At 27.2% G+C, this 13,049-nt stretch carries 14 protein-coding genes; 9 read left to right on the top strand and 5 right to left on the bottom strand.

Annotated elements, in window-relative coordinates; all coding sequences use genetic code 11:
- The first annotated feature begins 1 nt into the window (after window position 1).
- The 5 genes from recR (at window position 2) to HMPREF1871_RS00270 (ending at window position 7,140) form a co-directional block, all read left to right on the top strand.
- Entirely contained in the window at window positions 2–598 is a 597-nt protein-coding gene (gene recR / locus HMPREF1871_RS00290) for a recombination mediator RecR (protein WP_066128373.1), read from the top strand.
- Window positions 599–632: 34 nt separating this feature from the next.
- Entirely contained in the window at window positions 633–2,609 is a 1,977-nt protein-coding gene (tkt, locus tag HMPREF1871_RS00285; protein WP_066128370.1) for a transketolase, read from the top strand.
- Window positions 2,610–2,620: 11 nt separating this feature from the next.
- Window positions 2,621–2,992, top strand: a complete 372-nt coding sequence (locus HMPREF1871_RS00280) for a S1 RNA-binding domain-containing protein (protein WP_066128367.1) — start codon at window positions 2,621–2,623, stop codon at window positions 2,990–2,992.
- A gap of 275 nt (window positions 2,993–3,267) precedes the next feature.
- Entirely contained in the window at window positions 3,268–5,895 is a 2,628-nt protein-coding gene (gene alaS, locus HMPREF1871_RS00275) for an alanine--tRNA ligase (RefSeq protein ID WP_066128364.1), read from the top strand.
- Window positions 5,896–5,967: 72 nt separating this feature from the next.
- Complete coding sequence (locus HMPREF1871_RS00270; protein ID WP_066128361.1) at window positions 5,968–7,140, top strand: pyridoxal phosphate-dependent aminotransferase; 1,173 nt, start codon at window positions 5,968–5,970, stop codon at window positions 7,138–7,140.
- 148 nt (window positions 7,141–7,288) lie between these two features.
- Here HMPREF1871_RS00270 and HMPREF1871_RS00265 read toward each other — a convergent pair whose 3' ends face one another.
- The 4 genes from HMPREF1871_RS00265 to HMPREF1871_RS00250 all read right to left on the bottom strand — a co-directional run bounded on the left by HMPREF1871_RS00265 (window position 7,289) and on the right by HMPREF1871_RS00250 (window position 9,049).
- Window positions 7,289–7,675, bottom strand: coding sequence for a thioesterase family protein (locus tag HMPREF1871_RS00265; protein WP_066128357.1), 387 nt, complete (start codon window positions 7,673–7,675; stop codon window positions 7,289–7,291).
- Window positions 7,676–7,687: 12 nt separating this feature from the next.
- The gene (locus HMPREF1871_RS00260; protein ID WP_066128355.1) at window positions 7,688–8,164 is read right to left on the bottom strand and encodes an NUDIX hydrolase; all 477 of its coding nucleotides are present in this window, start codon (window positions 8,162–8,164) and stop codon (window positions 7,688–7,690) included.
- Window positions 8,165–8,218: 54 nt separating this feature from the next.
- On the bottom strand, window positions 8,219–8,416 hold the full coding sequence (locus HMPREF1871_RS00255) for a DUF2929 family protein (protein WP_066128352.1): 198 nt from the start codon (window positions 8,414–8,416) through the stop codon (window positions 8,219–8,221).
- 72 nt (window positions 8,417–8,488) lie between these two features.
- Window positions 8,489–9,049, bottom strand: a complete 561-nt coding sequence (locus tag HMPREF1871_RS00250; RefSeq protein ID WP_066128349.1) for a thermonuclease family protein — start codon at window positions 9,047–9,049, stop codon at window positions 8,489–8,491.
- Between the two features lie 295 nt (window positions 9,050–9,344).
- Here HMPREF1871_RS00250 and tsaE point away from each other — a divergent pair, with 295 nt between their 5' ends.
- Genes tsaE through tsaD form a run of 4 tightly spaced genes read left to right on the top strand, consistent with a single transcriptional unit; the run spans window position 9,345 to window position 11,907 of the window.
- Window positions 9,345–9,803, top strand: coding sequence for a tRNA (adenosine(37)-N6)-threonylcarbamoyltransferase complex ATPase subunit type 1 TsaE (gene tsaE / locus HMPREF1871_RS00245; RefSeq protein WP_232297331.1), 459 nt, complete (start codon window positions 9,345–9,347; stop codon window positions 9,801–9,803).
- Complete coding sequence (gene tsaB, locus HMPREF1871_RS00240; protein ID WP_066128343.1) at window positions 9,791–10,453, top strand: tRNA (adenosine(37)-N6)-threonylcarbamoyltransferase complex dimerization subunit type 1 TsaB; 663 nt, start codon at window positions 9,791–9,793, stop codon at window positions 10,451–10,453. The genes tsaE and tsaB overlap by 13 nt, the downstream gene beginning before the upstream one ends.
- A complete protein-coding gene (gene rimI, locus HMPREF1871_RS00235) occupies window positions 10,437–10,889 on the top strand; it encodes a ribosomal protein S18-alanine N-acetyltransferase (protein ID WP_066128341.1) in 453 nt (150 codons plus the stop codon). The genes tsaB and rimI overlap by 17 nt, the downstream gene beginning before the upstream one ends.
- The gene (gene tsaD, locus HMPREF1871_RS00230; RefSeq protein WP_066128338.1) at window positions 10,879–11,907 is read left to right on the top strand and encodes a tRNA (adenosine(37)-N6)-threonylcarbamoyltransferase complex transferase subunit TsaD; all 1,029 of its coding nucleotides are present in this window, start codon (window positions 10,879–10,881) and stop codon (window positions 11,905–11,907) included. The genes rimI and tsaD overlap by 11 nt, the downstream gene beginning before the upstream one ends.
- Before the next feature lie 30 nt (window positions 11,908–11,937).
- Here the strand turns inward: tsaD and mnmA are convergent, their stop codons facing one another.
- On the bottom strand, window positions 11,938–13,047 hold the full coding sequence (gene mnmA, locus HMPREF1871_RS00225) for a tRNA 2-thiouridine(34) synthase MnmA (protein ID WP_198145735.1): 1,110 nt from the start codon (window positions 13,045–13,047) through the stop codon (window positions 11,938–11,940).
- Between the last annotated feature and the right edge of the window lie 2 nt (window positions 13,048–13,049).

Below are 13,049 nucleotides of genomic sequence, written 5' to 3'. Positions count from 1 at the left end.
GATGCAATATCCAAAACCAATACTAGAGCTAATAAGTAGCTATATGAAGTTACCTGGGATAGGTAAAAAAACAGCAATAAGACTTGCTTTTTACACTTTGAATATGAAAGATAAAGATATTTTTGATTTTTCAAAAGCTTTAGTTGACTTGAAACCCAATTTATGCAAATGTGTGAAATGTGGAAGAATAACAGAATATAGTACCTGTGATATTTGTTCAGATAAGTATAGAGATAAGAGCATAATTTGTGTTGTAGAAAGTGATCAAGATTTAATAGCTATGGAAAACATGGAGCAGTATAAGGGCGTATATCATGTTTTAAATGGAGTGATATCTCCTATTAATGGTATAGGGCCTAATGACATTAATTTAAAATCACTTTTAGAAAGAGCAAAAGATAAAGAAGTAAAAGAAATTATTTTAGCTATAAATCCATCTCCAGAAGGAGAAGGAACATCATCATTTATAGCTAAGATTTTAAAAACAACAGATATAAAAATAACCAAGATTGCACAAGGAATTTCTTTTGGTAGTGATATAGAGTATGCAGATGAAGTAACATTAGCAAAAGCAATATCAGCAAGAACAGAACTATAAAAATAGAAAATAAAAAAAAGAAAAGGGAGTAAATATGTCACAAAAATCTATAAATGCAATAAAAGTATTGGGAGTAGATGCAATAAACAAAGCAAAATCTGGGCATCCAGGAATTGTCATGGGAGCTGCTCCTATGGGATACGCACTATTCAACAATCATATAAATATTAATTCACAAAAGCCTTATTGGATAAATAGAGATAGATTTGTTCTATCAGCAGGGCATGGATCAATGCTTCAATATGTTTTATTGCACTTTGCTGGATATAATGACTTATCAATGGAAGAAATTAAAAATTTTAGACAATGGGGATCAAAAACACCTGGACATCCTGAATATTTACATACAAAAGGAGTAGATGCAACTACAGGACCATTAGGACAAGGGATATCAATGGCAGTAGGGATGGCACTTGCTGAAAGATATTTAAGTGAAAAATATAATAAAGAAAAATATGAAATATTTAATCATTATACTTATGTAATTTGTGGCGATGGAGATATAATGGAAGGAGTATCGTCTGAAAGTGCATCTTTTGCTGGGACACAGAAACTAGAAAAATTAATAGTTCTTTATGACTCAAATAATATTTGTTTAGACGGAGAAACAAAAGATGCTTTTGTTGATAATGTAAGACAAAGATATGAATCATATGGCTGGAATACAATTTTAGTAGAAGATGGTTATGATTATAAAAAGATAGATAAAGCTATACAAAAGGCAAAAAAATCTATGAAACCGACTCTAATAGAAGTAAAAACAGTTATAGGAGCTGGTTCACCAAATAAACAAGGGAAAAGTTCTGCTCATGGCTCTCCTATAGGAGAAGAAGAAACTAAGCTTTTCAAAGAAAAAATACATTGGGAGTATAAACCGTTTGAGATACCAGAGGATGTATATAATGATTTTGAAGAAGGAGTAATAAAAAGAGGGAAAGAAGCATATAAAAAATGGTTAAAAACATATAATCAATACAAAGAAAAATATCCTATTTTAGCGAAAGAATTAGAAGAAGTTTTAAGCAGAAAAGATATAGAAAATTTAAGCATAAAAAGTTTTAATTTTAAAGAATACGGAGAAAGTCAAGCAACAAGAAATTCTTCACAAGACGCTATAAATGCAATCTCAGAAGTATTACCAACTTTTTTTGGAGGATCTGCAGATTTATCTCATTCAAATATGACATTTATTAATAAGGATAATTTACAAAATTCTGAAAATAAACTTGCAAGGAATATTCAATTTGGAGTTAGAGAATTTGCAATGGCAACCATTCTTAATGGACTTATGCTTCATGGAGGAGTAAGAGTATTTGGAGGAACATTTTTTGTTTTTTCAGATTATCTAAAACCTGCATTACGCCTTTCAGCATTACAAAAATTGCCAGTAACATATGTATTTACTCATGATAGTATAGCAGTAGGAGAAGACGGCCCAACTCATGAACCAATAGAACAACTATCAATGCTAAGAACATTACCTAATTCATATGTTTTTAGACCAGCAGATGCAGTGGAAACACAAGCTTCATGGTACTTTTCACAAAAAACAAATGATAAACCAACATCAATAGTATTATCAAGACAAAAAATAAATATTTTAGAAAATTCATCTTTTGAAAAAACTTTAAAAGGTGCATATATAGTATATGAAAATAAAGAAGGATTTGATACAATAATTATAGCGACAGGTTCTGAAGTTAATTTAGCTGTGGACAGTGCAAAATTATTAGAAAAAGAAGGATTTAAAATAAGAGTAATAAGTATGCCTTCTGTAGAACTTTTTGAAGAGCAAAGTAGTGAATATAAAGAATATTTATTGCCAAAACAAATTAGAAGAAGAATATCAATAGAAATGGCAAGTACAGCATTTTGGTATAAATATGTAGGGCTTGATGGAATAGCAATAGGAATTGATAAATTTGGTTCTTCAGCACCAGCAAATAAAGTAATGGAAGAATATGGATTTACAGTAGAAAAAATTGTTCAAAAGATAAAAGAATTAAAATAAGTAGAGGGAAAATGGCATATTACAAAAATGGAGATATAATAAAAGTTAAGGTAACTGCTATCAAATACTATGGTGCATTTATAAAAACGAAAGATGGGAAATCCGGACTAATTCATATTTCAGAAATAGATAATAGTTTTATAATAGACATAAATTATTATCTGAAAATAGGACAAATAGTGGAAGTTAAAGTTCTATCTGTAAGAAATGGAAAAATAGATGCAACATTAAATTTCACAAAAAATGGTAAAAAAGGATTTGCTAAAAATATAGATAATTTCAAAAATATTCAATTAAAATATGGATTTGAAACAATAAAAAATTACTTGGATATTTGGGAAAAAAATGCAAAAAAAGAAATTAAAAAAACAAAAAATAGTTGACAATTATCTTATAAATTTATTATAATATTAGAAAATAATAAAGAAATTTAGGAATTTTAATAAAAAAAGATATTTCAAAGAGAGGATCTAGTGGTGAAAAGGATCTGAATATCATTTATTAATTGCTACCTATAAAAAGTTTCACCGGCAGAAAAGTCGTTATTAACATTAGAGAAGACTGATTATCTTGAAAATAGGTGGTACCACGAAAATTTCGTCCTTGGGTTTTAAACTCAAGGATTTTTTTATTTATATATTTTGAGGAGGAGAAAAAAATGAAAGAATTAACAGCATCACAAATAAGAAGAATGTTTTTAGATTTTTTTAAAAGCAAAAACCACATGGTAGAACCTGGGGCATCTTTAGTCCCAAATAATGATCCAACATTATTATGGATTAACTCAGGAGTAGCTGCATTAAAAAAATATTTTGACGGAAGAGAAATACCTAACAAGCCTAGAATAGTAAACTCACAAAAATCTATAAGAACAAATGACATAGAAAATGTAGGGAAAACAGCTCGACATCATACATTTTTTGAAATGTTAGGTAATTTTTCAATTGGAGATTATTTTAAAAAAGAAGCAGTAGAATGGGGCTGGGAATTTTTAACATCAGATAAATGGCTAGCATTAGACAAGGAAAAACTATATGTAACTATTCATCCAGAAGATGAAGAAACATTTAAAATATGGACAGAAACAATAGGCCTACCAGAAGAAAGAATAATTAGAATAGAAGGAAACTTTTGGGATATAGGAGAAGGTCCTTCAGGTCCTAATACAGAAATATTTTATGACAGAGGGGAAGAAGTAGATAAAGATTGTCCTAAATGCGAAATGTATCCAGGAGGAGAAAATGAAAGATATTTAGAAATATGGAATATAGTTTTCAGCCAATACAACCATAATCCTGATGGTACATACACTGACTTACCAGCAAAAAATATTGATACGGGAATGGGTCTTGAAAGAATGGCTTCTGTTATCCAAGAGGTAGAAACAAATTTTGATACAGATCTATTTATTCCTATAATAAAAGAAATAGAAAAAATTTCTGGCCATAAATATAGAAATAAAAAAGAAGAGGATGTAGCATTTAAAGTGATTGCTGACCACATAAGAACAGTTGTATTTGCTGTTTCTGACGGAGCAATACCATCTAATGAAGGAAGAGGATATATATTAAGAAGGCTTATAAGACGAGCAATAAGATATGCAAAATATCTAAATATAAATAAACCATTTATGTACAAATTAACAGACATTGTAGCAAAAATAATGCATGATTACTATCCTGAAGTATCAAAATCAACAACTTTTGTAAAAGATGTTATCCTAAAAGAAGAAGAAAGATTTCATGAAACATTACAAGAGGGAGAATTAATCTTAAATAAAGTAATAGAAGAAGTGAAAAATACAACAAAAACAATATCAGGCGAAGAAGCATTTAAATTGTATGATACATTTGGTTTTCCTGTAGAATTAACTAATGAATACGCTCAAGAACAAGGATTAAAAGTAGATTTATCAGGTTTTGAAAAAGAAATGGAAAAACAAAAACAGAGAGCTAGAAGTTCACGCCATGATGATAAATCAATGCAAGTACAATCTGATTTGTATTCTAAAATAAAAGGAACAAGTGAGTTTGTAGGATATCATGAATACGAAACAACTTCAAAAATAGTAGCAATAATAGATAAAGAAGATAATATTATAGAAAACTATGATAAAAAAGATATAGTAAAAGTTATTTTTGACAAAACACCATTTTATGCAGAAAGTGGAGGTCAAGTAGCAGACAAAGGAAAAATATTATCAGAAGAATTTGAAGCAGAAGTAGTAGATGTTAAAAAATTACCAGATAGAAGACATATTCACTTTATAAAAATAAATAAAGGAATATTATCTAAAGAAAAAGACTACAAATTAAAAATTAATGTAGCTTATAGATTAGATATAGAAAAAAATCACTCTGCAACACATTTATTAAATGAAGCATTAAGAAAAGTAGTAGGAAATCATGTAAAACAAGCAGGTTCACTTATAACAGATGAAAGATTAAGATTTGACCTTTCACACTTTAAAGCACTAACACAGCAAGAAATAGAAGATGTAGAATTATTAGTAAATGAAAAAATATGGGAAGCAATACCAATGCACACAAAAATAATGCCAATAGAAGAAGCAAAAAAACTAGGGGCACAAGCGCTATTTGGAGAAAAATATGATGATATGGTAAGGGTAGTATTCATAGGAGAATTTTCTAAAGAATTTTGTGGAGGAACCCATAACAGAAATACAGCAGAAGTAGGTATTTTTAAAATAATATCAGAAACAGGAATAGCAGCAGGAGTAAGAAGAATAGAAGCTTTAACAGGGAAAGCAGCTTATAAATATCTTAAAAAAGAAAATAATATATTAAAAGAAGTGTGCAATCTAACAAAATCAAATGAAACAAATGTAATAGATAAAATAGAAACATTGCAAGATGATATTAAAAAATTAACAAAAGAAAAAGAAACATTACAACAAAAAATCTCAAATCAAAAAGTAAAAGATTTACTTTCGAATGTAAAAGAAATTTCTGGAGTTCAATTGCTAACAAGTGTAGTAGAAGCAGAAGACATGAATCACTTAAAACAAATAGTAGATGATGCTAAAAATAAACTTGATAGTTATGTTATAGCATTTGCAGCTATAAATAATAATAAAGTTAATTTTGTAGTAGCAGTAGATAAAAAATTAACAACTAAATATCAAGCAGGAAAATTAGTAAATGAAATAGCTACAATATGCGGCGGAAGAGGTGGAGGCCGTCCAGAGATGGCTCAAGCAGGAGCAAAAGACCAAACAAAAGTAAATGTAGCTTTTGCTAAACTAGAAGAATTAATTAGAGAATAATTCTATTATAAAATTTATATATTTAGCTGATAAGCTAAAAAGTAAAACAATTTAAATTATGGAGGTAGGAAATTGAAATTAAAAGAAACATTAAAAAACAGTTTTTGTAGTTCGTTAGATAACTTAAAGGGATCTCCAATCAGAGAATTTGATGCATATGCCTCTAAAATAGAAGGTATAATAAAATTAACATTAGGAGAACCAGACTTTAATACAGCTGAAGTAGTAAAAGAATCAGCTATAAAATCATTACAGAATAATAGAACACATTATTCATTGAATGCTGGAGTTTATGAGTTAAGAGAAGCTGTATCAGACATGATGAAGGAAAAATACAATGTAAATTATACTCCTGATGAAGTTATAGTTACAGTAGGAGCAAGTGCAGCAATAGAGCATACAATATCAGCTTTAACAAATTCAGGAGATACTATTTTAATAGTAGCACCATATTTCACCTCATATGAAGGATGTTCAATTTTAAATAATTGTAATGTAGGAATTATAGATACATTAGAAACAAACTTTAAATTAACTCCAGAACTTTTTGAAAAACATTACAAAAAGTATGATAATGTTAAGGCAATAGTAATAAACTATCCAAATAATCCATCTGGAGTTTCTTATACAAAAGAAGAACTACAAGCACTTGCAGAAACATTTAAAAAATATGATATTTTTGTAATAAGTGATGAAATATATTCTGATATAAGCTACAATTATAAACATACATCACTAACTGAATTATTACCAGAGCAAACAATTTTAATAACAGGTCTATCTAAATCACACGCAATGACAGGATGGAGAGTAGGGTTTGTAGTAGCACCAAAAGAAGCTATAAAAAAAATATTAGTTTTTCATATGTTCACAGTGTCAGGAGTTGCAACGTTTATTCAAGATGCTGCAATATCTGCTTTAAAAGATGAAAAATCAAAAGAATATAGTAGAAAAATGGTAGAAACCTATACACAAAGACAGAAATATTTAGTACCAGAATTAAAAAAATTAGGTTTTACTATTTCAGGAATAGATGGAGCATTTTATGTTTTTGCTAGGATACCTGAAAAATATAGAAAAATTAAATCAATGGAATTTTGCAAACTTTTAGCAAAAGAAGCAAAAGTAGGAGTAATTCCAGGAACAGCATTTGGAAATGTCTATGATGAGTATGTTAGAATTAGCTATGCAACTAGTATGGAAAATCTAAAAGAAGCTGTAAAAAGAATAAAAGAAGTTATTTAAAACAATAAAAAAATCCTTTGAACAATACTTAACTTTAAAAAAATTAAACTAATTAAGTTTAAGAAAGATAAAATTGTTACAAAGGATTTTTTTATTTTTTAATAAGAATGGTAAGGAAATAATAATTTTAAAAATAATTTAGGTTTTATTAATTACCTAATTTTTCTAAAAATTTTTTATTATTGATTATAACTCTAGTGTGAGAGGCGATACCTATTTTTTTATTTGTAGTGTTATCTATGGCAATAATGTCGAAAATTATTATTTTTTCTTTTATAATTTCTTTAACTTTAGCTTTTATTAAAATTTCATTTTTTATTTTTGATGGGGCAAGGTGGTCTAATTCTATTTTACTACCAACAGAACCAAGTTCGTCATTATTTAACGACATATTTATTATATCTTTGCAAGTTTCTTCAATGTATGCTACAAGCATAGGAGTAGATAAAACATCTAAATCTCCACTTCCTACATTTTTTGCACTATGTTCTTTTTCTACAATAAATTTTTTTTCTAAGTTTTCTATTATATTCATATTTACTCCTTTTTAATAAAATTTGACTTCATGGTTTATGTATTTATTATTTTTATAGATAAATTTTGCAGAGAAAAATGGTTTATTTTCTATTAACCAGTTTAAAAAAAAGAAATCTCCTTCCCATGTTTTTATTTTTTTATTTTTTATATCATCTTTTTTTATCCATATTAATTCACCTTCTGTACAGTTATCTGTAATATTGCCAGTATATTCAGTAGCTGTATAGACATAAGTGTACCAATTTGTTTCATTTTGAAAATTTGGGAATGTTATTATGCCCCTTAATTTAGGATTTATAATATTTAAATTTGACTCTTCCTTAACTTCTCTTATTACGCAATCTTCTGGACTTTCTCCATCTTCTATTTTTCCACCAACGCTAATTATCATTCCTTCATGTATATCATTTTTCTTTTTATTTCTTAAAAGCATTAGGAACTCATCGCCGTTGTCTATATAACACATTGTAGCTAATACATTTTTCATTTTATTCTCCTAGATAAAAATAAAGAACTGTAAAAACAGTTCAAATTATTATTATTATTTTTCTTTATTTTGTGATGGTTTAAACATAGAAGTGATTATAGAAGCTCCTATAGTAAAGAAAATGGCTAATATAGCACAATTTTGTAAAGAAATTCCTTTACTAATACCATTACTTCCTAAAATTGATGAAATTATGAATATTGCAATAAATGCAAAAATAAATCCCCAAAATAGTGAAACAATTACTTTCATAAGAAAACTCCTTTCAAACTTTATAATAATTATACAACTAAATAGAGAAATAAACAATTATTTTTTAAAATATTATCTTTCGCTCCAAAGATTTTTTTTATTAGATTTTGCTTCATTTTGGGCTTTTTTCAATCTTTTTAAATATCTTGTATCGGGAGCATATACATATTTTATTTCTGCTAATCCTTCTTTTAATAACTCTTCTTGAACAAGTTTACCATCAGCATATACATAGGCTAAGGCTCTATTATATTTATCAAATTTCTTATTAACATCAAATTCAAGTTCTACTTTTTTTGCATTTTTTAATATGTTTTCATTAAATTCACTTGCTTCGGGTCCGTATTTTTGTACTGGTGTATTAGGTTTTACAGTTTCTGGAGTGTCTATATTTAAATATCTTACGGTTAAATTTTTATTATTAAATTTAACTTTTATCGTATCTCCATCGACTTTTTTTATGAATTTGACTTCATATCTTGTTGTATCTCCCTTAACAACTATACCATTAACATTTTGGGACTTTGTTTTTTGAAAATTATTTTTATAATTTATATCTTTAAATAAAAAAATACAAGAACATATAGCTACAGTAAAAATTAATGAGAGAATAAAGTATAATTTTTTATTCATGTTATCTCCTTAAGACATAAGCTTTATTTTTTATTTTTTTCAAGTATAGCAAATTTAAATTTAAATAACAACACTAAAAAATTTTTTTGTTTAAAGTATAATAATAAAATTTAACTCAATTTACGATATAAAGATAGTGCTAAAGAAATGAAAATAAAATTATTGCTAATTATAAAAAATGGTATTTTTAGTATAAATCATAATAATTTCTAGAAATGTAGATTTATAAATTTGAAAAAGATAATTTTTTATTATATAATATATTATTTAGTAGAGAAAAAACGGTGATAAGATAATGAAGATTTTTTTAAATAATATAGAAGATACAAAAAAATTAGCAAAATTATTGTCTTCTTTGGTAGAAAATAAATTATTTCTTACTTTAACAGGAGATTTAGCTGCGGGGAAGACAACATTAACAAAATTTTTGGCGAAAAATTTAGGAGTTAAGGAAACTGTAACTTCACCTACGTTTAACATACTTAAAGAATATCAAGCTAAGAATTTTTCATTTTATCATATAGATGCATATAGGTTAGAAAATTCAGAGGATGATTTAGGTTTTGAAGAAATTTTTTTTGAAGATAATGTATGCGTTGTTGAGTGGGGAGAATTTATAGAAGATTTTTTACCAAAAGAGAAAATAAATATAAAGATAGAAAATAAATTAGGAAAAAGGGAGTTGACCTTGTCATCTGAAGGTGACTATTATAATAAAATGTTGAAAAAATTGGAGGAAAGATGGCAAGTTTAGTAGTAGAAGCTTCAATTGGATTTTTATCTATAGCAATTATTGATAATGATAAATTAATTTTAGAAGAAAATAAACAGTGTAATAATAACTTATCAGAAATAATTTTACATGAAATAGATAGTTCTATAAAAAAAGCAGGGCTAGATAAAAATGATATAACTGAGATAATTGTTACAAAAGGGCCAGGGTCATATACAGCAATAAGAATCGTTTTAGCAATTGCCAAAACTTTTTCATTTGTATTAAATATTCCTATAAAAGTTTTGTCTACACTTCGACTTCTATCTGCTGGTGTAGATAATAAAGATAAATTGACAGTACCCTTAATTGATGCTAGAAGAAATCATGTTTATGGTGCAGTTTATTTGAATGATAAGGAAATTTTAAAAGAAAATTATTATGATTTAAATGATATTTTAGCTTTTTTAGAGAAATACGATAAAGAAATAGTATTTGTAGGAGTAGATATAAATAAATTTGATTATGAAAAATTTAATAAAGAATATAAATTATTTAATCAATATGCATATGCAAAAAACTATTTATTAGTAAAAAAATATGTTGAAAAAACAGATTATTTTAATGCTATTCCTAGTTATTTAAGACTGACGGAAGCAGAAAGGAAATTATTAAATGATAAAAATAGATAGAGTAGGATTAGAAAAATTAGATGATTTAGTGGAAATAGATAAAAATAATTTTGATGATAGTTGGAGTAAAGAGATGTTCAAAAAAGAGTTGGAACATGAAAATTCACAATATTATGCTCTATTTAATGATGACAAAATTATTGGTTTTCTTGGTGGTTGGTATGTAGCAAAAGAATACCAAATAAATAAATTTGTTATCGATAAACCTCACCAAGACAAGAAATTGGGTCAGTTATTTTTAATTTATGTTATGGAGCTTTATAAAACTACTAAAGGTATAGAAAAATCCACTATAGAAGTGAGAGAAAGTAATAAAAAAGCAATAAAAGTTTATACAAAAGCAGGTTTTGATGTAGTAGGGCGTAGACCAGATTATTATCAAAATAATAATGAAGATGCATATGTAATGATAAGGGAATTTTGTGATGAATATTAATATATTAGCTATAGAATCAAGTTGTGATGAAACTAGTGTATCAGTAGTTAGAAATGGAAAAGAAGTATTATCTAATATAGTGAGCAGTCAAATAAATATTCATAAAAAATATGGAGGGGTTGTCCCAGAAATTGCAAGTAGGAAACATATAGAAGTAATAATTCAAGTTATTTCAGAAAGTTTACAAGAAGCAAAAATGACTTTAGAAGAAATATCTGCAATTTGTGTAACTCAAGGGCCAGGATTAATAGGGTCACTTTTGGTCGGGGTAAATGTAGCAAAAACATTGAGTTATTTACTGAATAAACCTCTTATAGGGGCACATCATATCGCAGGTCACATATATGCTTCTAATATAGACAATCAGATAATTTATCCATCTTTAGCATTAGTAGTGAGCGGAGGACATACTGAATTAGTTTTATTAAAAGGAGAATTAGATTTTCATATAATAGGAACTACCCAAGATGATGCTGTAGGAGAAGCATACGATAAAGTAGCAAGACAATTAGATTTAGAGTACCCTGGGGGACCTAAGGTAGACAAACTATCAAAATTAGGAATAGATACTTATGATATACCACGTGCAATGATAGATAGTGATGATTATAATTTTAGTTTTTCAGGTATGAAATCTGCAGTTATAAATATTATTCACAATTGTAAACAAAGAGGAGAATCTATAATTAAAGAAAATTTAGCAAAAAGCTTTCAAAATGCAGTTGTAGAAGTATTAGAGAAAAAAAGTAAAAGGGCAATTAAAGATTTTGGTATTAAACAGTTTATTCTTGCGGGAGGAGTAGCAGGAAATAGCGAATTAAGAAAGAGAGTAAAAAATTTCGAAAAAATTTTTGATATAAATGTCCTTATACCTGATATGAAATATTGTAGCGATAATGCCGCCATGATAGGTGCTTGTGGATATTATTATTATAAAAAAAATATATTTTCAGATCCTTTGGTTTTAAATGCTAAATCAACATTATCTTTAGAAAAAATATTGACAAGAGAAAGTTAATCTTCTCTTGTCAATATTTTATTATATGAATTATAATTGTAGTTTTTTTCCATTATAGAATACTTCTTTGATGATAGCTCCCCCTAAACAAATATCACCATCATAAAAAACAACTGATTGTCCAGGAGTAACGGCTCGAACATCATTATATTCTACTTTAACTTTATTATTATCCAATATTTGTACATTAACTTTATTGTCAGGTTGTCTATATCTAAATTTTGCAGTACACTCAAAATTGTTCTTTTCAGGTTTTCTTAAAGTGAATGATAGTGAATCAGCAATAAGACAGTTAGAATATAAAGCTTTGTTATGAAATCCTTGACAAACATAAAGAATATTTTTTTCTAAATCTTTCCCACAAGCAAACCACGCTTCATCACTACTATCTTTACATCCTCCTATTCCTAAACCATGACGTTGACCTATTGTGTGATACATAAGTCCATAATGTGTTCCTCTTTTTATACCATTTATATCGATAATATCTCCTTTTTTAGCTGGTAAATAATTACTTAAAAATTTTCTGAAGTTTTTTTCTCCAATAAAACATATTCCGGTTGAATCTTTCTTTTTAGCATTAGTTAAATTTATTGATTCTGCTATTTTTCTAACTTCTTTTTTTTCTAAATCTCCTATTGGAAAAATAATTCGTTCTAACTGTTCTTTAGATAGTTGACTTAAAAAGTATGTTTGATCTTTATTACTATCGACACCTCTTAATAAAAGATTTTCACCTTCTTTATTTTTTTTAATTCTTGCATAGTGGCCTGTAGCTACATAATCAGCTCCAAGGTCATAAGCATATTCTAGAAAAACTTTAAATTTTATTTCTTTATTACACATAATATCTGGATTTGGAGTTCTTCCTTTTTTATATTCATCTAGAAAGTAGGAAAAAACTTTATCCCAGTATTCCTTAGTGAAATTTATTGAATAATAAGGAATATCTAATTGATTGCAGACATTTATAACATCTTCATAGTCTTTTTCAGAAGTGCAATGACCATTTTCATCTTTTTCTTCCCAATTTTTCATAAAAACACCAATAACTTCAAAACCTTGTTTTTTAAGTAAATAAGCAGAAACAGAAGAATCTACTCCTCCACTCATACCAACTATTACTCTTTTCTTATTCATAA

It is taken from the genome of Gemelliphila asaccharolytica (genome assembly GCF_001553005.1).
GTDB lineage: Bacteria > Bacillota > Bacilli > Staphylococcales > Gemellaceae > Gemelliphila > Gemelliphila asaccharolytica.
This window is presented reverse-complemented; position numbering and strand designations above follow the sequence as displayed.